17 protein-coding genes and 1 riboswitch are annotated in these 20,353 nt (G+C 73.8%); of the genes, 9 read left to right on the top strand and 8 right to left on the bottom strand.

Annotated features, from left to right (window positions below):
- From gcvP to H9652_RS15645, 3 genes are all read right to left on the bottom strand, one after another.
- Complete coding sequence (gcvP, locus tag H9652_RS15655; protein WP_191797126.1) at positions 1-2,901, bottom strand: aminomethyl-transferring glycine dehydrogenase; 2,901 nt, start codon at positions 2,899-2,901, stop codon at positions 1-3.
- A gap of 210 nt (positions 2,902-3,111) precedes the next feature.
- Positions 3,112-3,212, bottom strand: a riboswitch (glycine riboswitch).
- A 28-nt stretch (positions 3,213-3,240) separates the two neighbouring features.
- Positions 3,241-4,665 (bottom strand): lactate/malate family dehydrogenase, encoded by a 1,425-nt coding sequence (locus H9652_RS15650; RefSeq protein WP_191797125.1) that lies wholly within the window; start codon positions 4,663-4,665, stop codon positions 3,241-3,243.
- Between the two features lie 74 nt (positions 4,666-4,739).
- Complete coding sequence (locus H9652_RS15645) at positions 4,740-6,800, bottom strand: MSCRAMM family protein (protein ID WP_318244203.1); 2,061 nt, start codon at positions 6,798-6,800, stop codon at positions 4,740-4,742.
- A gap of 201 nt (positions 6,801-7,001) precedes the next feature.
- On the opposite strand from H9652_RS15645, the gene H9652_RS15640 reads away from it, so the two are divergent.
- Positions 7,002-7,649: a hypothetical protein gene (locus H9652_RS15640; RefSeq protein ID WP_191797121.1), complete on the top strand. Its 648-nt coding sequence runs from the start codon at positions 7,002-7,004 to the stop codon at positions 7,647-7,649.
- 162 nt (positions 7,650-7,811) lie between these two features.
- On the top strand, positions 7,812-8,021 hold the full coding sequence (locus tag H9652_RS15635) for a hypothetical protein (protein ID WP_191797119.1): 210 nt from the start codon (positions 7,812-7,814) through the stop codon (positions 8,019-8,021).
- Positions 8,022-8,043: 22 nt separating this feature from the next.
- Here the strand turns inward: H9652_RS15635 and H9652_RS15630 are convergent, their stop codons facing one another.
- Positions 8,044-8,949: a LysR family transcriptional regulator gene (locus tag H9652_RS15630; protein ID WP_191797117.1), complete on the bottom strand. Its 906-nt coding sequence runs from the start codon at positions 8,947-8,949 to the stop codon at positions 8,044-8,046.
- A gap of 195 nt (positions 8,950-9,144) precedes the next feature.
- On the opposite strand from H9652_RS15630, the gene H9652_RS15625 reads away from it, so the two are divergent.
- Positions 9,145-9,486, top strand: coding sequence for a CBU_0592 family membrane protein (locus H9652_RS15625; RefSeq protein ID WP_191797115.1), 342 nt, complete (start codon positions 9,145-9,147; stop codon positions 9,484-9,486).
- A 7-nt stretch (positions 9,487-9,493) separates the two neighbouring features.
- Here H9652_RS15625 and H9652_RS15620 read toward each other — a convergent pair whose 3' ends face one another.
- Entirely contained in the window at positions 9,494-10,687 is a 1,194-nt protein-coding gene (locus H9652_RS15620) for an aminotransferase class I/II-fold pyridoxal phosphate-dependent enzyme (protein WP_191797113.1), read from the bottom strand.
- Positions 10,688-10,870: 183 nt separating this feature from the next.
- Between H9652_RS15620 and H9652_RS15615 the strand changes: the two genes are divergently transcribed.
- Positions 10,871-11,182: an STAS domain-containing protein gene (locus H9652_RS15615; protein WP_318244202.1), complete on the top strand. Its 312-nt coding sequence runs from the start codon at positions 10,871-10,873 to the stop codon at positions 11,180-11,182.
- An 87-nt stretch (positions 11,183-11,269) separates the two neighbouring features.
- Positions 11,270-11,740, top strand: a complete 471-nt coding sequence (locus tag H9652_RS15610) for an ATP-binding protein (RefSeq protein WP_210411000.1) — start codon at positions 11,270-11,272, stop codon at positions 11,738-11,740.
- A gap of 48 nt (positions 11,741-11,788) precedes the next feature.
- Here H9652_RS15610 and H9652_RS15605 read toward each other — a convergent pair whose 3' ends face one another.
- Entirely contained in the window at positions 11,789-14,092 is a 2,304-nt protein-coding gene (locus H9652_RS15605; protein WP_191797111.1) for a SpoIIE family protein phosphatase, read from the bottom strand.
- Between the two features lie 183 nt (positions 14,093-14,275).
- On the opposite strand from H9652_RS15605, the gene H9652_RS15600 reads away from it, so the two are divergent.
- Both H9652_RS15600 and H9652_RS15595 read left to right on the top strand, forming a co-directional pair.
- Positions 14,276-14,947 (top strand): DnaJ family domain-containing protein, encoded by a 672-nt coding sequence (locus tag H9652_RS15600; protein ID WP_191797109.1) that lies wholly within the window; start codon positions 14,276-14,278, stop codon positions 14,945-14,947.
- A gap of 51 nt (positions 14,948-14,998) precedes the next feature.
- The gene (locus H9652_RS15595; RefSeq protein ID WP_191797107.1) at positions 14,999-16,207 is read left to right on the top strand and encodes an alpha/beta hydrolase; all 1,209 of its coding nucleotides are present in this window, start codon (positions 14,999-15,001) and stop codon (positions 16,205-16,207) included.
- Here the strand turns inward: H9652_RS15595 and H9652_RS15590 are convergent.
- Positions 16,198-16,701 carry a low molecular weight protein-tyrosine-phosphatase gene (locus tag H9652_RS15590; protein ID WP_191797144.1) on the bottom strand — a complete coding sequence of 168 codons (504 nt, stop codon included), beginning with the start codon at positions 16,699-16,701 and terminating at the stop codon, positions 16,198-16,200. The two genes, H9652_RS15595 and H9652_RS15590, sit on opposite strands and share 10 nt — an antisense overlap.
- A gap of 231 nt (positions 16,702-16,932) precedes the next feature.
- Here H9652_RS15590 and H9652_RS15585 point away from each other — a divergent pair, with 231 nt between their 5' ends.
- Both H9652_RS15585 and H9652_RS15580 read left to right on the top strand, forming a co-directional pair.
- A complete protein-coding gene (locus H9652_RS15585; protein ID WP_191797104.1) occupies positions 16,933-17,844 on the top strand; it encodes an SDR family oxidoreductase in 912 nt (303 codons plus the stop codon).
- Between the two features lie 48 nt (positions 17,845-17,892).
- Positions 17,893-19,629, top strand: a complete 1,737-nt coding sequence (locus tag H9652_RS15580; RefSeq protein ID WP_191797102.1) for a DHA2 family efflux MFS transporter permease subunit — start codon at positions 17,893-17,895, stop codon at positions 19,627-19,629.
- Positions 19,630-20,049: 420 nt separating this feature from the next.
- On the opposite strand, the gene H9652_RS15575 is transcribed toward H9652_RS15580, so the two are convergent.
- A complete protein-coding gene (locus H9652_RS15575; RefSeq protein ID WP_191797100.1) occupies positions 20,050-20,346 on the bottom strand; it encodes a hypothetical protein in 297 nt (98 codons plus the stop codon).
- Positions 20,347-20,353 lie beyond the last annotated feature (7 nt).

Genomic DNA, 20,353 nt, shown 5'->3' with positions numbered 1-20,353 from the left:
TCAGGAGTACGACTCGATCGGGGGGCAGGAGCACACGAGGTTGCGGTCGCCGCGCGCCCCGTCGATGCGCCGCACGGGCGGCCAGTACTTGCCCGACCGCAGAGCAGCGAGGGGGTAGGCCGCGACCTCGCGCGAGTACGGCCTGTCCCAGGCGTCCGAGACGACCGCGGCGGCCGTGTGCGGTGCCCCGCGCAGCGGCGACTCCTCGATGCCCCAGGTGCCGGCCGCGACCTCGTCGATCTCGGCCTTGATCGCGACCATCGCCGCGACGAAGCGGTCGAGCTCGGCGAGGTCCTCGCTCTCGGTCGGCTCGACCATGAGCGTGCCCGCGACCGGGAAGGACAGCGTGGGCGCGTGGAACCCGTAGTCCATGAGGCGCTTGGCCACGTCCTCGGCCGTGACACCGGTCTGCGCGGTGATCGGGCGCAGGTCGAGGATGCACTCGTGCGCGACCAGGCCCGCCTCGCCCGTGTAGAGCACGGGGAAGTGCTCGGTCAGGCGGCTGGCCAGGTAGTTCGCGGCGAGCACGGCGGTCTTGGTCGCGGCCTCCAGGCCGTCGGGGCCCATGAGGGCGACGTACGCGTAGGAGATCGGCAGGATGCCGGCCGAGCCGAAGGGCGCGGCCGAGACGGGCGCCGCCCCCTCCCCCGTGAGCGGGTTGCCGGGGAGGAACGGCACCAGGTGCTCGGCGACCGCGACGGGGCCGACGCCGGGGCCACCGCCGCCGTGCGGGATGCAGAACGTCTTGTGCAGGTTCAGGTGCGAGACGTCCCCCCCGAACTCACCCGGACGGGCGAGCCCGACGAGCGCGTTGAGGTTCGCACCGTCGATGTACACCTGACCACCAGATGCATGTACAAGATCGCACACCTCGCGCACGTGCTCCTCGTAGACGCCGTGCGTCGAGGGGTAGGTGATCATGATCGCCGCGACCTGGGGACCGTGCTGGTCGAGCTTGGCCCGCAGGTCGTCGAGCTGGACCTCACCCTTCTCGGACGTCGCCACGACCACGACGCGCATGCCCGCGAGTGCCGCCGAGGCCGCGTTGGTGCCGTGGGCAGACGCGGGGATGAGGCACACGTCGCGCCCTTCCTCGCCGCGGGAGCGGTGGTAGTCGCGGATCGCGAGCAGGCCCGCGAACTCGCCCTGCGAGCCTGCGTTGGGCTGCACCGAGACGCCCGCGTAGCCCGTGATCTCGGTGAGCTGGCTCTGCAGACCGTCGATCAGCTCGGCGTAGCCCAACGCCTGGTCGACGGGCACGAACGGGTGCAGGTCCGCGAACCCGGGCCAGGAGATGGCCTCCATCTCGGCGGTCGCGTTGAGCTTCATGGTGCACGAGCCCAGCGGGATCATGGTGCGGTCGAGCGCCAGGTCCTTGTCGGAGAGCGAGCGCAGGTAGCGCAGCATCGCGGTCTCGGAGCGGTGCCGGTGGAACACCGGGTGGGTCAGGTACCCGGTCGCGCGCAGCAGGTCGGCGGGCAGCACGCTGCCGCCGCCGACGAACCCGAGGTCCTGGCCGGCCGCGAAGACCTCGACGAGGGCGAGCACGTCGTCGGGCGTCGTGGTCTCGTCGCACGCGATCTGTACATGATCAGAATCCGGGTTGTACACGTTGATCCCGGCCTCCGCGGCGGCCCCGACCAGCGCCGCCGCGCGGCCCGGCACCACGGCCGCCACGGTGTCGAAGAAGACGTCGTGCCGGACCTCGACGCCCGCGGCCCGCAGACCGTTCGCGAGCGCCACCGCCCGCGAGTGCACGCGCTCCGCGATCTCCTTGAGGCCCGCGGGCCCGTGGTAGACCGCGTACATCGACGCGACGATCGCGAGCAGCGCCTGGGCCGTGCAGATGTTGCTCGTCGCCTTCTCGCGACGGATGTGCTGCTCACGGGTCTGCAGGGCCAGGCGGTAGGCCTGGTCGCCGTCGGCGTCGACCGACACCCCGACCAGGCGGCCCGGGAGAGAGCGCTCCAGGCCCTTGCGGACCGCCATGAACGCGGCGTGCGGGCCGCCGTAGAACAGCGGGACCCCGAAGCGCTGGGCCGAGCCCACCGCGACGTCCGCGCCGAGCTCGCCGGGGGAGACGAGGAGCGTGAGGGCCAGGAGGTCGGCCGCGATCGTCACCAGACCGCCCTGCTCCTTGGTCTCGGCGACGAGGGGGCGCAGGTCCCGGACCACGCCCGAGGCGCCGCTCTGCTGCAGCACCACGCCGATGAGCCTCTGGTCCGCCACCCCGGCGGCGACGAGGCCCGCCGTCACGCCCTCGGACAGGTCGACCACGACCACCGGCAGGCCCACCGACTCGGCCCGCGCCCGGGTCACCGCGATCGTCTGGGGGAACAGCTCGGAGTCCAGGACGACGACGCCCGCCCCGCCCTTGGCCGCGCGCCACATGAGCGCGACCGCCTCGGCGACCGCCGTGGCCTCGTCGAGCAGCGACGCGTTGGCGACCTCGAGCCCGGTCAGGTCGAGGACCACGGTCTGGAAGTTGAGCAGCGCCTCGAGGCGCCCCTGCGAGATCTCGGGCTGGTAGGGCGTGTACGCCGTGTACCAGGCGGGGGACTCGAGCACGTTGCGTCGGATGACCGGGGGAGTGATGGTCCCGTAGTAGCCGAGACCGATCATCTGGGTCTTCACGACGTTCTTGGCCGCGATGGCGCGCAGGTCCGCGAGGACCTCGGACTCGGTGCGGGCTGCGGGCAGGTCGAGCGGGCGGTCGGTCCGGATCGAGTCGGGGACCGCGGCGTCGATCAGCGCGTCGAGCGAGTCGTACCCGAGCTCGGCGAGCATCGTCGCGACCTCGCCCGAGGGTGCGGCGGCCGCGTCGTCGCTCACAGGGCGGGGCCCGAGGTGGCGGAACGGGAAGTGCGCGCGGTCGAACGCGTCGCTGGACTGCTGTGTCACGGAGGTCTCCGGGGGGTCGGCGAGGAAGACGACGGCAGGCCCAGGGGCCGGCCCGTTCCTCCCCGCTCTGTCATCGGACGCGCAGCGTCGACCTGAGAGTTTTGCCGGTCCGCCATGGTCCTCGCGGACCCGGGGCGCGCCGGCTTGCACCGTCGGTAGGGGACCCCTCCGCCCGAGGGCGGACGCGGAGCCACCGCTTTCCAGAGTTGCCTCGCCACCGCGGTACGTCGGCCTGAGAGATTCTCGGGGAGGAGTTGCTCCTTCGGCGCCGACCTCACCCTGAGGTGGCCGGGCTCTCCCGCAGTGGTTCGAGCAGCAGTATGTGGTTGTGGGCCCAGCCTAGCGCCCACGGTCGCGCGGCGGCGCGGCCGTCTCGCGCGGAGCGCCGTGCACGACGACGGAGCGCACCGTCGCGAGACGTCCTACCGCACGCTCGAGCGCCCGGGCACGGCGTTCGCTGGCCCGGAAGGTCACGTGGATCGTGCCCGCGTCGCCGTCGCCCTCGACCTCCTCGGTCGCGAGGTGCTCGAAGCTCACGCCGCGCGTCGAGAAGACGCCCGTGAGGCCGGTCAGGGTGCCCGCACGGTGCACCCCTTCGACCTGGGCGAACCAGGAGGGCTCGGCCGCCTCGGGGCCGTCGGTCCTCTCGGGCCCCGCGGCTCCCGCGGCCCCTGCGGCCGATCCGCCCGGCCCGCCCACCACTCCCGCCGTCCGCAGGGCCGACCCCACGGCCGCCGCCGCTCCGCGCAGACGGTGCGTCTCGTCGTCGGGCAGGGAGTCCAGGAGGACGCGCGTCCACCCCTCGGGACCCAGCACGAGCGGGACGCCCAGGACCCCGCGCTGCGGCTCGCCCGCGAGCGCCACCTCGCCGTCGAGGGCGACCTGCCCGGCGACGACGATCTCCCGGCCGTCGAGCACGACCTCGACGAGGTCGACCGTCGCGGACGCCGTGGCGGTCGCGGTCTTGGCGCCGCTCTGGTGCGTCATCCAGGGGCGCGCGACGACGCGCAGGTCGGCGGGCCAGGTGTCGATCAGGCGGTACGCGGCGCCGACGTCGGTGGCCGCGACCGCGACGAGCTCGGCCTTGGCGGCGGCGATCTCGTCCGGGAACGCGTCGAGCGTGCGTCCCCGGCGCAGGAGCCGCACGGCCCGGTCGCGCTCGGCGAGGTCGTGCCCGCTGAGGCGCACGGTCGACCAGAGCGGCACGGCGTCCTCGCCGTGCTGGCCCCCGACGAAGCCGCCCACGCGGTGCCGTCGGACGCCCAGCTCGACGGCGATCTCGCGCCGGAAGCGCAGCGTGTCGAGCCAGGCCCCCATCCCGACGACGCGCCGCGCGCCCAGCGCCCGGGCCATCACGGCGACGCCGACCTCGACGGGGTTGGACACCACGATCACGACCTCGTGCCCCGAGCCGTGGCGCGCGATCGCGTCGGCGTACTCGGCGAAGACCTCGCGGTTGGCGACGGCGAGACCGGTCCGGTCGAGCGAGGCGCCCGAGCGGGCGGGCGTCGTCGCCCCGGCCGCGACGACGACCACGTCGGCGACGACGTCGGCGGGGGAGTGGGCCACGTCGATGAGCGGGGCGTGCTCGTCGTAGGCGTCGACGAGGTCCGCGCGCAGCCCGTGGACCGCGCGCCCCGACGCACCGCCGGGCCGGCCGACGAGCTGCAGCCGGGAGGTCGTGGGCAGGACGCGCCGCTCGACGAGCTGCGTGACGACCTGCCGCCCGACGTCGCCGGTCGCTCCGAGCACCGCTACGTCCATCCGAGCAGGCTACGTCCGGAAGGTCCCCTCCGCAGGCACGGGGTCTCGCCCGGGAGCCGGCCGGGGGAGCGTCGTCAGGCCCGACGGCGCAGCGCGCGTCCGCCGGCCAGGGCGAGTCCCGCGGCGGTCAGGACCGCGGCGACCGCGAGCAGGGCGCTCGGGTCGGCGCCCGAGCTCGCGAGACGTCCCGGGGTCGCCGAGCCGGGTGTGCCGGCCTCGGGTGCCGGTGCGCCGGGGGAGGAGCCTGGCGACGTGCCCGGGGTGCCCGGCGTCGTCGGGTCGACGGGGTCGACGGGGTCGACGGGCGCGGCCGCCTCGACCGCGAAGTCCTGGTCGAGGCGTGACTCGCCCGCGCTCGTGAGGGTCACGGCGCGCTCGGTCGGTCCCGCGCTCGTGAAACCGTCCGGGACCGCGAACACGATCGTGTAGTCGCCCGGGCCGAGCCCGTCGACGAAGTAGGTCCCGTCCGCTCCGGTCGTGACAGGGACGTCACCGCCGGGGCCGCTGACCAGCACGTTCGCCCCCGGTACCGGTGCGCCGTCGTCGGTGGTGACCGTGCCCCCGATCGCGCCCGGTCGCGTGAGCGCGAGGTCGACCCCGGCCACGTCCTCCGCTCCCAGCACGACCACGCGCGATCCCGGCCCGTCCACCGTGAACCCGGGCGGGGGAGCGACCGTGATCGTGTACCGACCGGCGGGGAGCAGGTCGAAGCGGTACGTACCGTCCCCAGCCGTGAGGGTGCTGCCCGTCGCGCCCCCGGGGCCCGTGAAGGACACCACGGCCCCCGCGACCCCCTGTCCGCCCGCCGTGACCGTCCCGGACACCGACGGCAGGGGTGACGCCACGAAGCTCACGGTGCGCAGCGTCTCGTCCCCGGGGAGCACCTCGAACGACTGGCTGGGCTCGTCCACCGTGTACCCGGGCGGCGGTGTCACGGTCACGGTGTGCTGCCCGACCGCGACCTGGTCCACGAGGTAGGCCCCGTTCGAGTCGGTCACCGCCGTGACGGGCCCGCCCGGCCCCGTGATCGTGATCGTGGCGCCGGGGACGGGCGTCCCGTCCTCCGTGAGGACCGTGCCTCCGACCGGGACGGGAAGGATCGGCCGGACCGTGAAGTCGACCCCGGTCGCGTCGGTCGCGGCGAGGTCCGCGGGCAGGGACCCCGGGCCGACGACGACGTACCCGGCCTGCCCCGGCGGGGCCGGCGGCGGGGTGACCTCGACCGTGTACCCGTCCGCCGCGGTGTAGCCGGTGAACGAGTACGTGCCGTCGGCTCCCGAGGTCGTGGTCGCGAGCCGGACGCCGTCCGCGGAGACGAGGGTGAGCGTCGCACCGCTGATCGGACCCACGTCCTGGAGCGCGACCGTCCCGGTCACGTCCCGGGCGAGCGACGCGAACCACGTCTGGAAGACCGGGAAGCCGGAGCGCTGCTGGAACAGGAGCGTCAGGCTCGTGACGGGCACCGTGGGCTCGAACCAGCCCGTGGCCCCCGACGTGTCCGTCGCCGTCGCGTTCCCCCGCAGCACGCCCGTCGCGGGGTCCCACGTCGGGACGTCCGTGCCCGTGCAGGCCGGTCTCGGCGTGACGGCGCAGTAGTTGAACCCGCCCTGGTAGCCCAGCTCGACCCCCGTCAGGAGGCGGCCGCCCTCTCCCCGGGCGACGACCGTCACCTGATCGGCGTCGATGTCGCCCAGCACGAAGGTCCACCCGCCGGCCGGGGTGGGGCGCTCGAACGTGTAGGTCGTGGTCGACGGGGACGTGGGTGCGTCGGCCCGGGGGCGCAGGTTCAGGTAGGGCTGCCCCTGGCTCGACCCGTACTTCGCCCCGACCGGTGTCGCCGTGCTCAGCCACGAGCTGGCCCCCGACTGGACGCCCACCTGGCCGGCCCGCGAGTCCGACGTCATGGTCGCAGCCGGGAAGCCTCCTGCAGGCAGCCGCATCATGGTCGTGAAGCTGCCGCCCGTCCCGGCGAGCGGGTCCCAGGCAGCCCAGCCGGCCGTGGTCGCCGCGGTCGCGGAGCCCGCGACGCCGACGCCGAGGAGCACGGCGAGAGCGAGGGCGAGGACGGCCCCGAGACGTCGGGGGGACGCTGTCGGCAGGGCCGGGGTTGCCCGGGGCGTCTGGGGTACGCGCACCCCCACACCGTACGAGCGCACTCGGGACGGCGCGCGCCGGGACGGTCGGGGGCGCACCCGCGGGCGAGCACAGGCCCTCGCCGGACCGCGAGCCCCCCCGGCAGCACGGGACGCAGGCCAAGGACGCTCTCGCCGCATAGGAGGTGGAAAACCGACGTGTGCTCCTGGCGAGCACGCCCGAGATCGACGGAGGTGCGCTCGGTGACGAACCTCGAGAATCGTCGCACGGGGTTCTTGCTGATAGCGGCCACGCTCGTGATGTTCGCGCTGCTCGCGATGCTCGAGGGTTGCGTCCGGGACGACCTCGGGAACACGGCGGGCCCGGCCGACGGGTCGTCCGTGGCGGACGCCACGGCTGCGTCCCCACCGCCCGAGGAGCTGGCCGTCACCACGGGAGAGACGATCGCCGTGGAGGACGTCGACAGGCTTCCGCCCGGCACGCACGCCTTCGTCCTGCCCGACAAGACGCGGGTCGTCGTCACGAGCGACGAACCCCTGCCCGAGCGCGTCCGGGCCTGGGTGCAGGGGCAGGTGGACGGGACCGTGCAGGACCCGGGTGTCCCGGGGCAGATCACGACGAACCGCAGCCTGATCGTCGACACCGCGCAGGGGATCGCACGGAAGGTCGGTCTCCAGACCGGCAAGCAGATCGTCTTCGTGTACCCGCTCGTCGGGAGCTGCCCCGCGGGGACCGAACCTTTCCTCGGCTGGGCGCACACCTCGATCACGTTGTACGACGCGTTCGACTGCGACGTGCTGCCGACCAGGGAAGCGGCCGAGGAACGGGTCGCCGCGACCGTCGCGGCTCAGAAGGACCCGGAGCGCTACCAGGTCTTCGTCCGTGAGTAGCGGCCACACGATCTCCACGACTCTCACCAGGGTCCCGCCCACGTCCGAGGGCGCGCCTCCGTCGAGCCGCGCGCGGCGCGGGCAGGATGAGGTGCTCACCTCGTCGCACGTCCGCGTCGGGGACCACCACGAGCGCCCGAGGGGGCTTCACCCAGCATGGACATGACGTCGCAGGACCAGCAGCCCCGCACGACCGCCTACGTCCCTCGGCACCTGGCCTCGCCGGCCGCGCCGGCCGCACCCGCCCGGGGCGCCGACCTGCCTGCGGACCCTCGGTCGATGCGCTGGGACCGGTCGGTGGGCACCCTCCACCGGGTCCTGGACGAGCTGTCGGTGCTCGACGACGGGAGCCTGTCGGTCGGGAGGCGCTGAGCGGTCTTCGGTCCCAGCCTGTTCAGCCCAGCTCGATCGCCGCGGCCGCCGCGACCATCTCGTCGATGACCGCGTTCACGACGGGTCGGGGTTCGTGCCGGGTGGCCCGGTGCCGTGCGACGAGACGTCGCGATCCGAGACCCGGGAGCGGGACGACCGTGACGCCGTCGGGCATCTCGCCCTGGACGGCGAGCGCGGGGAGCATCGCGACGCCCTGACCGGCCGCGACGAGCGCGAGGGCCACGTCGAAGTCGTAGTACGAGTGACGCGTGCGGAGCGTCGTGCCGAGCGTGCGCGAGAGGCGGCGCAGGGCGCGGGCGGCCGCCGTGCTGGGCTCGGGGCCGAGCCAGACGGCGTCGCGCACGTCGTCGAGGCGCGCGGGCGTCGGGAACGTCGCGGGTACGACGACGCGCCACGGCTCGTCGAGCAGAGGGACCTCGCGCATGCCGCGCGGCGCGGGGGAGTCCGCGTCCTCGTCGCGCTCCAGGAGGACGACGTCCAGGTCGCCGCTGCGCAGGAGCCGCAGGGCCTCCGCGGGCTCGAGCTCCTGGACGTCGAGCTCGACGCCGGGGTAGCGCGACTCGAGCGACGCGAACGTGGGTCCGACGACCGCGCGGATCGCCGTCTGGAACGACCCGACCGACACCGTCCCCGTCATCTCCTCGCTCATCGCGACGATGGCCTTGCGGGCCTCGACCATCTCGGACTCGATGCGTTCGGCGGCCTCGGCGAGGATGCGGCCTGCGGGCGTCAGGGTCACGCCACGGGGCCCCCGGTCGAGGACCTGGACCTTCTCCTCGGCCTCCAGACGCGCTATTTGCTGAGACACGGCAGAGGGCGTCACGTGCAGCAGGTCGGCTGCCGCCAGGACACCTCCGGCCCGGTGCACGGCAAGCAGGAAACCAAGTCTTCGTGGGTCCGTGGCCATGTAGAGATGCTAAACGGCCACGTCAGAGTTCTTCAATTGTGCTGAATGATTTTCGGGGTCACACTTGTGACGTGGCGCCGGCTGGTCCTCCTCAAAAGGGGCTGGCGCCCACAATCCACCTGGTCGCTGCAGCGTCGCAGCTCCCACCAGGACCCCCCTCCCCGATCCCTTCTTGACCCCTGCCCGGAGACCGCCATGTCCGCTTCCCCCGCCCTCGTCGACCTGGTCGTGACCCCGCTCGGATGGATCGGCGCGATCGCGGCCGTCACGGCGTACGCGATGGTCACACGTGGTCGCTGGTCGGGGGACTCGTTGCGTTTCCAGCTCACGAACTTCGTGGGCGCGGGCCTCATGTGCCTGGTCGCCGCGGTCAACGGCGTGTGGCCCTCGGCCGTCGCGAACGTGGTCTGGATCGTCATCGGCGGTCAGGCCATCGTGGTGCTCGTCAAGGCCCGACGCCGCCGCGCGACCGAGGCCGTCGTCGTCCCTCTCGAGGTGCCCGCCGCCCACGCACGCGCCGTCGACCTGGCGGCCTGACCGCTCCTCACACCCGCCGGTAGCCCGCCGCCCGCCACGCGACGATCCGGTCCACCGCCTCGGCCACGACCTCCGGTGCGGCGGCGAACGACAACCGGACCCACTCGTGGCCGCGCACGCCGTCGAAGTCCGTCCCCGGGGTGAGCGCGACCCCCGTGTCGGCCAGGAGCCGCTCGCACCACGTGACCGAGTCCAGCCCCGACTCCGCGACGTTCGCGTAGACGTAGAACGCGCCGTCCGCCGGGGCCACCGGGTCCCAGCCCAGGTCGTCGAGCCGGTCGAGCACGAGCGCACGCGAGTCCGCGTACCGGGCGACGTTCGCCAGCGCGGCCGCATACCCCTCGGGGGACAGGGCAGCGACGCCCGCGTGCTGCGCGAGCGCGGGCGGGCTCAGCGCGATGTTGCCCGCGAGCGCGTCGACCGGGGCCACGAGGTCCTCGGGCAGCACGAGCCACCCGAGCCGCCACCCGGTCATGGCCCAGTACTTGGAGAACGAGTTCACGACGACCGCACCGCCGTCGAGGTACCGGGCCGCGGTCGCCGTCTCGCCCGCCTCCGACGCAGGGTCGGCGTAGACGATGCCGTGGTAGATCTCGTCGCTGACGAGGCGCACCTCGTGGTCGGCGCACCAGGCCGCGAGCTCGGCCAGGTCGGCCGGCGGGATCATCGTCCCGGTCGGGTTCGCCGGGCTGGCGACGACGAGGCCGTCGAGGCCGCCCTCGTAGTACGCCTCCATGAGCTGGGAGACGGTGGGCTGGTAGCGGGTCTCGGGGCCGCAGTCGAGCTCGACGACCTCGCACCCCAGGGCCGCGAGGATGTTCCGGTACGCGGGGTACCCGGGGCGGGCCAGGGCGACGCGGTCGCCGGCGTCGAACGCGGCGAGGAACGCGAGCATGAAGCCGCCCGACGACCCCGTGGTCACCGCGACGCGCGACGGGTCGACGTGCACGCCGTAGGTACGCCCGTAGTGCTCGGCGATCGCCTGACGCAGCGCGGGCACGCCCAGGGCCTCGGTGTAGCCGAGGTCGCCCGCCTCGAGCAGCTCGATCGCCCGGCGCCGCACGACGTCGGACGCCCCCGTCGCGGGTTCCCCGGCGCACAGGTTGAGGACCGACTCGCCCGCGTCGCGGCGCGCGTTCGCCGCGGCGAGGACCTCCATGACGGCGAACGGGGGGACGTGCGACCTGCGCGAGACCTTCATGAGGCCATCATGCCCGTCGTTCCGGGCCTCGTGGGGCCCGAGGAGCACCGGGTGAACTGTGCAGGTCCGGTGACGGAGCGAGTCCTGGAAGGAAACCGCGACGGAAGTTCCGTAACCTGGCACGGTCCCGGTCGTCGAGAGACCGGGGACGACGTCCCGCAGGTCACGATCGAGAGGCGAGCAGTGCCGGAGCACACGACGCAAGGGGGAGTCCGCATCGACGACTCCGGACCTCGATGGACGATGTGGGGCGAGGTCGACGCCGCGGTCCAGGACCGTTCCGAGGGTGACCTCGTCCGCTCGCTCGAGCGCGCCGACGGCCCCGTGACGATCGACCTGTCCGACGTCACGTTCATGGACTCGGGCGGGCTGCGGCTGCTGTACCTGTCCCTCCTGGCCGGTGGCGAGGCCCCGGTCCTGGTCGGTGTCCCTGAGCGCATCAAGGACCTGCTCGAGATCAGCGGCGTCCTGACCCAGTTCACGCTCGTCGACTGACCTTTCCCGGCGCCCCGGCCACCATCCCCGGCCGCGTCGTCGCACCTGTCCCACCGCACAACCCACCGGACCCATCGGAGGAACCTCTTGGACACCTCGATCGCCTCGTCCCGTCCGCCCGAGAACTTCCACGTGGTCCGCGTCTGGCAGCTCGACTCGATCGACGAGCTCTCGACGCTGCGTACCTCGCTCCACCTCGAGCTGACGGGGCGACCGCTCGCCCCCGACGGCGCCCTCGCCGAGGTCCCCGAGAAGATCGTGCTCGTCGCGAGCGAGCTCGCGACCAACGCGCTGCGCCACGGGCGCCCGCCGACGACGGTCCAGCTCCTGACCGACGGCGAGGAGTACATCGTCGACGTGATCGACCAGGACACGAGCCGCGCCCCCGTGGTCGCGGCGCCTCGCCTGCCGGGCGACGGCGGCTTCGGGCTCGTGCTCGCGCAGCGGATCGCCCTGGACGTGGGCTGGTTCGTCGCGGACGGCAAGCACGTCTGGGCCCGCCTCGGCGTACCACGCGAGGCGGTGGGGGCTCCCACGCCTGTCGCGGCGGTCCCCTGACCGCTCGCTCCCGCTGAGGGCCGGTCTGCGCGAGGCGCAGGTCGGCCCTCAGTCGTCCCCGGACTCGTCCTCTGCCTCGTCCTGCGCCCGACGGCGCAGCACCAGCAGCGTCGCGTCGTCCTCCGACGCGGGGTCCCGGGTCGCGCGCAGCACGGCGTCGACGTCGCCCACGTGCTCGGCGAAGGTCCCGGCGAGCCGGCGAAGGCCCACCTTGAGCGACTCGTCCCGGCGCTCGAAGAGCCCGTCGCTGTAGAGCACGAGGGCACCGCCGGGCGCGATCGACGTGGTCCCGGCCTCGAACCGCAGCGCTCCCAGCCCGAGCGGCGGACCGCCCAGCAGCCGACCCCACACGACCCCCTCGCCCGGCACGAGGAAGAAGGGCGGTGGGTGCCCGGCCGTCACGTACTCGACCGAGCCCTCGTCGAGGTCGACGACCGCGACGACGAGCGTCGCGATCTGCCCCGGCATGGTCCATCGCACGGTCTCGGCGACCTGCTCGACGGCCCCGCGCGCGGTCCCGGCCTGCACGAGCGCGGCGCGCAACGTGTTGCGGAGCTGACCCATCGAGGCGGCTGCCTGGAGCCCGTGGCCCGTGACGTCCCCGACGACGAGCCCGAGCGCGCCCGAGGGCAGGCGCAGCGCGTCGTACCAGTCGCCGCCGACGAAACCTCCGCCCGCCGGCTCGTACCGCGCGGTGACGGTCCAGCCCGGTGTGTCCGGCAGCGATGCGGGGAGGAGGCTCCGTTGCAGGGCCTCGGCCGCACGCACGTCCCGGCGCCCGGCCAGGTAGAGCGCCTCGACGAGGTGGCTGCGCAGGGCTCCGGCCGTCTCGACGGCGTCCTCGGCCCAGGGCTCGCTGTGGCCGCTCACGACCTCGCGCCAGCGCTCGAACGACTTGCGAGGGCTGAGCCGGACCGTGTCGCCCTCGCTGCGTGCGATGGCCTTGTTGTGCGGGTCGCCGCCCCAGTCGACGCTGCGCAGCACCTCGTCGCGCAGCCAGAGCACGACCTGACCGTCGTTGAGGTGCGCGCCCAGCACCCCCGCGACGTCGGGCAGGCGCTCCGCGAGGTCCGGGGCGGCCACGCGCAGCGAGTCGATCGCGACGACCTCGTCGTCCGCGGCGGCGAGCCGTTCCGCGAACCACCCGGCGAGCAGGGCGACCCCTGCGTCGTCGGGCACGTGCCCGAGCGAGGCCGAGCGCCCCTCGGCGAGAACCACGGCCCCGTCGGCGCCCACGAGGTCGAGCAGCCGACCGTCTGCCGTGAGCGCCTCCACGAGCGACGTGTCCTCGTCGCGGCTGTCCGCCACGAGGCCCGCGAGCAGGCGCGCCGACGCGCGCGACGCGGCCAGGCGGTCCTCCTCGCTCTGCGCGACGAGCAGCACCGACAGCGCGGCGCCCAGGAACTCCGCGGCCGCGCGCACCGCGTAGGGCGGGTGGTGCGGCCCGGAGTAGTGGTGGCACGCGATGAGGCCCCAGAGCTTCCCGTCGCGCAGCAGCGAGATCGACATCGACGCGCCCACGCCCATGTTCGCGAGGTACTCGAGGTGGATCGGGGAGACGCTGCGCAGCGTCGAGTAGGTGAGGTCGAGCGGCTGCCCCGTGGTCGGGAGGTCGGTCGGGACGACGTCGCACGGCACGTAGCCCACGTCGTCGATCAGCCGGATCCAGTTCTTCTCGTACAGCGCGCGGGCCTGGCGCGGGATGTCGGTCGCGGGGTAGTGCAGCCCGTAGAACGAGTTGAGGTCCTCGCGCTTGGCCTCGGCGACGACCTCGCCGTTGTGGTCGGCGTCGAAGCGGTAGATCATCACGCGGTCGAAGCCCGTCAGGTGCCGGACGTGCTGCGCCGCGGTCCCGAACAGCGCGGGCAGCGTCCCGGCCCGGTCGAGGTCCGCGAGCGCCGCGCGCACGGCCTGGTACGTGTTGGGGAAGCTGAGGGGGCGTACGACGGCGGGCTCGAGCTCGATCACGACGACGGGCTCGGCGTCGGCCGGCAGCGGCGGGCGGTGCAGGATCGCGTCGGTCGCGGCCTCGTGGGCCGTCCCCGTGCGGATCTCGACGGGGTTGTGCGGCGCGAGGTCGGGGTGCTGGGCGACGTGCGTGAGGAGCCTCGTGCCGTCGTCGGCGCCCAGGACCTCGGACAGGTGGGCGCCGAGCACGTCCTCGGTGTCTCGTCCCAGGACCTCGCGCACGGTGGTCGAGCACTGCACCACGTGGCCGTCGGACTCCCGCACCACGAGCAGCGCCCCGCGGGGCTGGATGCGTCCGGGGATGTGGATGGGCTCGCGCGCGCAGTTCTCGAGGTCGATCGTCTCGGCCGGGCTGAGAAGTTCTTCGTCCGTGCTCTGGGTCATGTGCAGCTCCCCTCCCGCAAGGTGCGGGCCGTTCATGGCAGCGCGCTGCCGACAAGTCCCGGCTGCTTCTTCACCGATGACGAGCACACCCGGTCGGAAGAGGCCGGGCGGCTCAGCGTACAACGCCCGCGATCGGCGAGGATGGGAGCAGCACCCGTCCAGCGCCGACCGTGGGAGGACCCGATGACCGAGGACGACCCGGTGCGCCGGGCCGCGCAGTACCGCGTGGACCGCGAGGCCGCGCTCGAGGCGGCGGAGGCGGCGGCCGAGGAGCCCGCCCAGGAGGGCGCCGCCGACGGTGACGGCCCCGCGCGCCCACGGCTCCCGCTCGAGAACCGTGGCCAGTGGGTCGACGAGCTGGTCCGCCAGGCCATGGCCCGCGGCGAGTTCGACGACCTGCCGCTCGCGGGCAAGCCCATCCCTGGCCTGGGCGCGCGGTACGACCCCGACTGGTGGCTCAAGAACCTCGTCGAGCGCGAGCAGATCACGGGCATCCTGCCGCCGGCGCAGCTGCGGGCCGACGACGCCCGGCTGCGCGACGAGCTCGACCGCCAGTTCTCGGAGGAGTCGGTGCGGAAGGTCCTCGCGGAGTTCAACGCGCGCGTGGTCGACGCGCGGCGCCAGCTCCTGGGCGGCCCGCCCGTGGTCACGCCCCTGCGGGACGTCGAGGAGGAGGTGTCGCTCTGGCGCGAACGGCGGGCGGCCCGCAGCGCTGCGTCGTCCTCCGGCCCGACGGCGCCGCGCACCTCCCGGGACCGCTCGCCCCGGGCGGCCGACGGCTCGGGCGCGACGGGCGCCCGGCGGTGGTGGCGCCGTCGGCGGGGCGGACCGGCGGGCGGCACCGAGGCGACCTGAACCACCCGCTCCCGGCGAGCGCTCCCACCCACCGGCTCCTACCCTCGGGACATGCCCGAACCCACCGCCCCGACCGCCGAGCCGACGGGCTGGGCGCCCGACGTCCTCGACGGGTTCGAGCAGCTCACCCTGCCCCTCGACCCCGACGACGAGGGGCAGGTCGTCGCGACGCTGGTGCGCCGCCGTCGGGACGCAGAGGGCGGCACGGCCGGCGACACGCTCCACGGAGGAGCGCGCCCCGCGGGCGTGCGCGACCGCGGGATCGACGTCCTGTACGTGCACGGCTGGTCCGACTACTTCTTCCAGACCGGGCTCGCGGACTTCTGGGAGGCCCAGGGCGCGCGGTTCTTCGCGCTCGACCTGCGCAAGTACGGCCGCAGCCTGCGCCCGGGCCAGACCCCCGGGTTCGTCACGAGCCTCGCGACGTACGACGAGGACATCGAGGCCGCGCTCGCCGCGATGGGGCACGGCGTCCTGACCGCCGACCCCGTGATGCGCGAGCGCGGCCTGGTCCTCATGGGCCACTCCACGGGCGGGCTCACGCTGAGCCTGTGGACCGCGCGCAACCAGGACCGTGTCGCAGGGCTCGTCCTCAACAGCCCGTGGCTCGAGTTCCAGGCGCGCGACATCGGGCGCAAGGTGCTCGCCCCCGCGATCGCGCTCCAGGCGCGGCTCGACCCGCGCGTCCCCCTGCCCCAGGTCGACCTCGGCTTCTACACGCGCTCGGTGTCCAGGACGCTCGACGGCGAGTGGGACTACGACCTCGCGTGGCGTCCCGTGCGCGGGTTCGTCGTGCACGGGGGCTGGCTCAACGCGGTCCTGCACGGGCAGGCGGCGGTCGAGCTGGGGCTCGGGATCGCCGTGCCCGTCCTCGTGCTGCTGTCCACGAGCAGCACGCTCCTGCCCCGCTGGACCCCCGAGATGATGCACAGCGACACGGCCCTCGACGTCGTCGGGATCGCGCGGCGGTCGACCGACCTCGGGAGCCTCGTCCTGCTCGCCCGCATCGAGGGGGCTCTGCACGACGTGGTGCTCTCGGCCGCTCCCGCCCGGGCCGCGGCCTACGAGCAGATCGCCACGTGGGTGCACGGGTACGTGCCCGAGCCGGAGTCCGCGGCGGAGCCCGGGTCGGACGAGGCGCGGACCGAGACGACCGGGGTCGGCGCGTGGGCGCCGGTCCGGTGGGCACGCTCGGCGGCGGGGGCCGTGGGCGCGAGCGTGCGCGGGTGGGCCGCCCGGGCGCGATCGCCTCAGGCCTGACGTCGCGCGAGCTCCCCGCGCACGAACTCGACCACGCCGTCCGCGGCGGCCTCGACCTGCGCCAGGCAGTCCTCGAAGTCCTGCATACCGCCGTACCAGGGGTCGTCGATGTCGAGCAGGTGCTCGTCGCGCTCGGCCCGCTCCCGCGGGACGACGGGCGCCGCCGGGTCGAACGTCCGGTACATGCGCACGTTCCCGTCGCCGTGCATCCGGCGCAGGGCACGCGCGTGCTGCGACGTCATCGGCAGCACCAGGTCGCGGGAGACGAGGTCGCTCGCGCGGACCTGGCGGGCGTGGTGGCCGTCGCCCGTGTCGTACCCGTGCTCGGCCAGGACGCGGCGCGCACGGCGGTCCACCGGGTTGCCGTGCTCCTCCGCGCTGATGCCCGTCGAGTCCACGACCACGCGCCCGCCCAGCCCCGCGGCCTCGAACCGGTCGCGCAGCACGATCTCCGCCATGGGCGAGCGGCAGATGTTGCCCGTGCAGACCGTCATCACGCGGTAGGGGCCGTGGCCGGGATCGGGGGTCGCGTCGTGGGAAGTCGTCACCCGACCAGTCTGCCCGAACCGTGCGCCCTGCCCCGCCTGCGTGACGAGACGGGTGGTCCCGCACGAGACGGGTGGGTCGACCGACGCCCGGGAGACCTGTCTCGGACGCACCGACCCGTCTCGCGACCGTCGTCCCGCCGTCGGGCACTTCCCGCGCGCCCGGCCTACCGTGGACGCATGACCATCAGGACGGACTCGGGGATCGTCGCGGTGACCGGCGCGAGCGGGCAGCTCGGATCGAAGCTCGCGCTCCGGCTCGCCGCCGAGGGAGCCGCCCAGCGCCTCGTGGTGCGGGACACCTCCCGGACGCCGCGCCTGCCCGACGGCGACCCGCTGCCCGACTCCGAGGTCGCGGTCACCGCCGGGTACACCGACACCGAGCGCATGGTCCGCGCCTTCCGGGGCGCCCGTTCGGTCTTCCTCGTCTCGGCGCGCGAGGCGCCCGACCGGGTCGCCGAGCACCGGGCAGCCGTGGACGCGGCCGTCGCCGCGGGCGTCGAACGCATCGTCTACGTGTCGTTCGTGGGCGCGGCCCCCGAGGCCACGTTCACGTTCGCACGCGACCACTGGCACACCGAGGAGTACATCAAGGGCACCGGCCTGAAGTACACGTTCCTGCGCGACAACCTCTACCACCAGGGCCTGGTCCACATGGTCGGGGACGACGGCGTCATCCGCGGCCCGGGCGGCGACGGGCGGCTCGCGTCGGTGTCGCACGACGACATCGCCGACGTCGCGACCGCGATCCTCCTCGACGAGCGCCCCCACGCGCACGACGGGAAGACGTACGACGTGACCGGCCCCGAGGCGCTGACCCTCACCGAGGTCGCGAGCGTGCTCTCCGGCGTCACGGGCCGCACCATCACGTACCACCCGGAGACGGTCGAGGAGGCATACGCGTCGCGCGCCGTCTACGCCGCGCCACCGTTCGAGGTCGACGGCTGGGTCTCGTCCTACACCGCGATCGCCACGGGCGAGCTGGCCGGGGTGAGCGACGTCGTCGAACGCTTCGCCGGGCGGCCCGCACAGGGCTTCGCCGAGTGGCTCGACGACTACCCCGAGGAGTGGGACCGCCTCCTCCCTGCCTGACCGCCCAGCCAGGGCTGCGCACCGCAGCACCGCTTCGAAGGAGCGTCCATGAGCACGCAGTCGGACGGGACGGACCAGCCCTCCTCCCCGCGCACCGCGCAGGGCCCCGTCGCCCCGGACCACCGGTGGGCCGGGCTGTTCGTCCTCGCCACGGCGCTGTCGATGATCGTGCTCGACGGGACGATCGTGGGCGTCGCGCTGCCGACGATCATCGAGGACCTGCACCTCGACCTGGGCGACGCGCAGTGGGTCAACGCGTCCTACTCGGTCGTGTTCGCGGCGCTCCTGCTCACCACGGGGCGCCTGGGTGACCGCCTGGGGCGGCGGAACATGCTGCTCGGGGGCGTCGTGGTCTTCCTCGCAGGGAGCCTCCTCGCGTCGCAGGCCGACGACGCCGGGACCCTCGTCGTGGCGCGCCTGATCCAGGGCGTCGGTGGCGCGTTCGTCCTGCCCGCGACGCTGTCCACGGTCAACGCGACGTTCCGCGGCAAGGACAGGGCCGTGGCGTTCGGCATCTGGGGAGCCGTGATCTCCGGGATGGCCGCGGTCGGGCCGCTCCTCGGCGGGTGGCTCACGACGTCCTTCACGTGGCCGTGGATCTTCCTCGTGAACCTCCCGATCGGGGTCGCGGTCGTCGTCGGCGCGCTCCTCGTCGTCCCCGAGACCCGGGCGCACATCACCGTGCCGGGGCTCGACGTCGTCGGGCTGCTCCTGAGCGCGCTCGGGTTCGGTGCGGTCGTGTTCGCGCTCATCGAGGGGCAGTCGCTCGGGTGGTGGGCGCCCAAGGCCGACCTCGAGGTCTTCGGCATGGTCTGGGGGACCGACGCGCCCGTCTCGCCCGTCCCGGTCATCGGTGCGGTCGGCGTGCTGCTCCTGGTGCTGTTCGCGTTCTGGGAGCGTCACCGGGCGCGGATCGCCCGCTCGGCCCTGCTCGACCTCACGCTCTTCCGCGTCGCGACGTTCCGCTGGGGCAACCTCACCGCGATGCTCGTCGCGATCGGCGAGTTCGGCCTGATCTTCGTGCTGCCGCTGTACCTCCAGAACATCCTGGGCCTCTCGAGCCTGGGCGCCGGCGTCGTGCTCGCGACCATGGCCGCGGGCGCATTCTTCTCGGGAGCGATGGCCCGGCACCTCGCGGCCGCGATCGGGTCGCCGCGCACGATCGTCCTGGGGCTGGTCCTGGAGGTCGTGGGCGTGCTCGCGGTCGCCCTCGTCGTGACCCCGACCGTCTCGTCGTGGCTCATCGCCGTCCTGCTCGTGATCTACGGCCTGGGGCTGGGGCTCGCGTCCGCGCAGCTCACGGGCACGACGCTCGTCGACGTCCCCGAGGAGGAGTCGGGCCAGGCGTCCGCGACCCAGTCGACGTCGCGCCAGCTCGGCTCGGCGCTCGGCACGGCCTTCATCGGGGCGGCCCTCGCGATCGGCCTCACGACCGCGGTTCCCCCCGCGCTCGACGGGGTCGACGGCGTCTCGCCCGCCGTCGCGTCGCAGGTCGCCGACGCGACGGCCCAGTCGGCGGGCGGCACGATCCCGCAGCTGCGCGCGCAGGGCACCCGGAGCCAGTTCGGGGAGACGACGCCCGACGTCGTCGACGCGCTCTCCGACGGCTTCAGCGACGCCACACGCATCTCCTTGTACGTCGCCGCGGGCTTCCTGCTCCTGGGCCTGGTGTGCTCGACGCGGGTCGTCGCGGCCTCCCGGCGAGAGGGCGTGGACCAGGGCGACCGGTCGCACGCCGAGGGTTCCGCTGGTGCCGCTCGTGACGCTGACGACCGCCGACGGTGACGTGCCGAGGTGCCGAGGTGTCGAGGTGTCGACGGTGACCGATCTGGCGGCCGAGGGTGACGTGCCGAGGTGCCGAGGGTGACGGGTCCGAACCTGTCGAGAAAAACCCTGGCGACCCTGCGGACGGCAGGCGTAGCGTCGTCCGTACATGGGAAAGGAGGTGGTCCACGAAGTGAAGAATCTTCGGACACATGAGGTGGTTGCACGCTAGTCGTGCCATCGAGCAACGGACCTTGCGAGGAACCCGCGGCCGACAGGTGACCGTCACGTCACCCACGACCGGCGAGAACCGAGCAACCACCGGAGCCCGCGGGAGTCGCGCCCTTGTCCAGCGCGACGGGTGGAGGAATCCACCGGCCCGCGGGCTTCTTCACGCCCTGGTCGAAGGCGCCCTCTGCGGCTGGACCGAGAGACGTCCCGTCAGGCCGACGAACGTGATCGGTCGTGGGCCACGAGTCCACGCACGCGGCGCCAGGCCCGGATGGCAAGGACCGTCAGCCACGCGGACAGGGCCACCGACGGGACGACCCAGAACCACGGGAACGGGTCGCCTGTGTGAAAGCTCCGCATCCCGGTCTGCCAGTCGTTGGTCTGCGCGAGCTGCCACGCCATGACCGCAATCCCCGCGAGCAGGAGCGGCACGCAACCTGCCGCGGTCACGACCCACGCCGTCCGTCGCGCCAGCGTGGTGTCACCGACGAACCTGACCTCGTTCACGACGAGC

Source organism: Oerskovia rustica (assembly GCF_014836555.1).
Classification (GTDB): Bacteria; Actinomycetota; Actinomycetes; order Actinomycetales; family Cellulomonadaceae; genus Oerskovia; species Oerskovia rustica.
Note: the sequence above shows the minus strand (reverse complement) of the source record. Positions and strands in the feature narration are given on the sequence as shown.